This window comes from Mesorhizobium sp. M4A.F.Ca.ET.020.02.1.1, from assembly GCF_004022645.1.
In the GTDB taxonomy this organism is placed as follows: Bacteria; Pseudomonadota; Alphaproteobacteria; order Rhizobiales; family Rhizobiaceae; genus Mesorhizobium.
Map to the genome: position 1 here is coordinate 1 of NZ_RZOI01000786.1, position 2,667 is coordinate 2,667.

Sequence of the window (2,667 nt, forward strand, 5' to 3'; positions counted from 1 at the left end):
CTCGGGGCCGTCGGGTTGCAGGTGCTGAGTGGGGTCAACGATCAGACCAACGAGCTGATCAAGCTGCAGCGCAGGATCGCAGCCTACCGCCAGGTACAGCACGATACGACCACCCAGCTCTATGGCATCTCCACCGCCCTGTTGCTTCAGGACGACCGGATGCTGGACGCGGCGCTGCGCCAGCTCAATCAGTTCGGCTACGACCTCGACCGCATGGAGTTCGTCGCCAAAGCCGAGGTGGAAGTGCTTGGCCAAGTCAGGCAAGAGTACGAACGAGTGACGGCCGGGGTGACGCACGTGGTAGAACTCGTCCGCGCCGGCCGTACTGAGGAGGCGCGCAAGGTTCAGCTTGATGAAATCATACCGTCGGCTGATCGCCTCGAGCGGCTGACAAACCAGCTGGTCAACATGGCCGAAGCCGACATGTTGGCGGCCATCGAAACGACCGAGAGTGCGTACGGCACGTCCAGACTGATCGTGGTTTCGTTTGCCGTGGGCAGTATCCTTTTGGCGTTGGGCCTCGGTTACATCATCTCCTGGTCGTTGATCGAACCGGTCAAGAAAATCGAAGCGCGTCTCAGCCAGATAGCGGCCGGCGACTTCGCCCAACAGGTTGCCGTCGCCAATCGCGACGAACTTGGAGTGCTCGCCGCTAACCTCAACCAGACCTCCGACCAGCTGGGGCGCCTGTATCAGGAGATCGAGACGCGCACCCAGCAGCTCGACGAGGCGCTTCAGCAGCAGACGGCCACTGCAGACGTCCTGAAGGTCATCAGCCGCTCTACCTTCGATCTGCAGGTCGTGCTCGATACGTTGGTGGAATCGGCTGTCAGGCTCAGCCGTGCCGACAAGGGTGGTATCGTGCAGTTGCTTGATGGCGAGTTCCGCTATGTGTCGACCCATGGCTACCCGCCCAGCTTCCGTGCTTATGTGGAGGCCAATCCAGTTCCGGCACTTGCCGCAGGCCGAGGCTCCGCCGTAGGGCGCGTAGTCGAAGAACGGCGGATCGTGCAAATCGAAGACGTGATCACTGATCCGGAATACCGCGTTGCGTTGATCGCTGAGGCAGGCGGGTTTCGCACCGTCCTCGCTGCCCCGCTCATGCGGGAAGGTGATCTCGTTGGTGTATTCGTCATGACGAGGGTTGAGCAGCATCCTTTCAATCCCAAGGAGATCGCGCTCGTCGAGACATTTGCCGACCAAGCCGTGATCGCCATCGAGAATGCGCGGCTCTTCGAGGCGGTGCAGTCACGCACGCGCGAGCTTGCCGCGTCTGTTGGTGAACTCGAGGCGCTTGGTGAGGTGAGCAAGGCGGTCAATTCGACGCTGGATCTCGACACGGTGCTGAAAACGATCGTCGCCAAAGCGGTCCAGTTGTCGGAGACGGATGCTGGCACGATCTACGTGTTCAGCAGCACGCGGCAGCAATTCCGTCCGCGCGCAAACTTCGGTATGAGCGATGAGCTTATCGCCGCAGTCTCACACCAGACGATCGGGCTGGCCGATATGGGGATCGGCGACGCGCCCGGACGGTGCATGCCGGTACAGTTTCCCGACCTCAGCAAGGAAACCTCCTCCTTCCTTGTGAGAAAGACGATCGTCGACGCCGGATATCGCGGTATCCTGATCGTTCCGCTGCTGAGGCCCAACAAGATCGTTGGTGCACTGGTCGTCAGGCGCCACAAGCCAGGTGCCTTCCATGAGCAAGTTGTCCACCTGATGGAGACCTTCGCAGCCCAATCGGTGCTCGCGATCCAGAATGCCAAGCTGTTCCGCGACATTGAGGAGAAAGGCCAGGAGCTGGAGGCAGCCAGCCGCCACAAGTCCCAATTCCTGGCGAATATGAGCCACGAGCTCAGGACACCGCTCAATTCAGTTCTGGGCTTCACAGAACTGCTGGTCGACGGCATCTACGGAGAACTCCCCGACAAGGCAAAGACGACCGTCGCGCGCGTGCAGGCAAACGGCCGTCACCTCCTCGGGCTCATCAACGACGTACTCGACCTTTCCAAGATCGAAGCCGGCCAGCTCACGCTGGCGATCGAGGACTACTCCGTCGCGCAGATTGTTCGCTCGACCGTTACGGCTGTCGAGCCGCTGGCACGAGCGAAGCGTCTTGAGCTTTCAACGACTGTTGCCGAGAACCTTCCAATCGGCCGCGGGGACGAACGCCGTTTAACGCAGGTTCTGTTGAATCTTGCAGGCAATGCCGTGAAGTTCACCGAAACGGGTGCGGTCGACATTCTTGCCGATGTGGTCGACGGGCACTTCGAGATCACCGTCCGAGACACCGGTCCCGGCATCGCGTCCAAGGACCAGGCCCTCATCTTCGAAGAATTCCAGCAGGTCGACAACAGCAGCACCAGGCAGAAGGGTGGCACAGGTCTTGGCCTGGCGATCTCGAAGCGCATCGCCGAAATGCATGGCGGAACCATAGACGTCGAGTCCGTGATCGGGTCAGGGTCGACATTCCGTCTGAAAATACCGATCCGGATGAATGAGGACGCGAGGGCCGCATGAGCAAACGAATCCTGATGGTGGAAGACACCGAGGACAACCGCCAGATCATCCGCGATCTCATTGCCACCACCGAATACGAACTGATCGAGGCGACGGACGGCGCAGCCGGCATCGCTGCGCCGTCCGTCGCCTCGATCAGTTCGTATT

General features: G+C 60.4%; 1 protein-coding gene. It reads left to right on the forward strand.

All coding sequences use genetic code 11. The annotated features are described in order from the left end of the window. Positions 1–2,520, forward strand: a 2,520-nt coding sequence (locus EN742_RS31075; protein ID WP_128333673.1) for a GAF domain-containing protein, incomplete at its 5' end; no start/stop codon positions are given. Positions 2,521–2,667 lie beyond the last annotated feature (147 nt).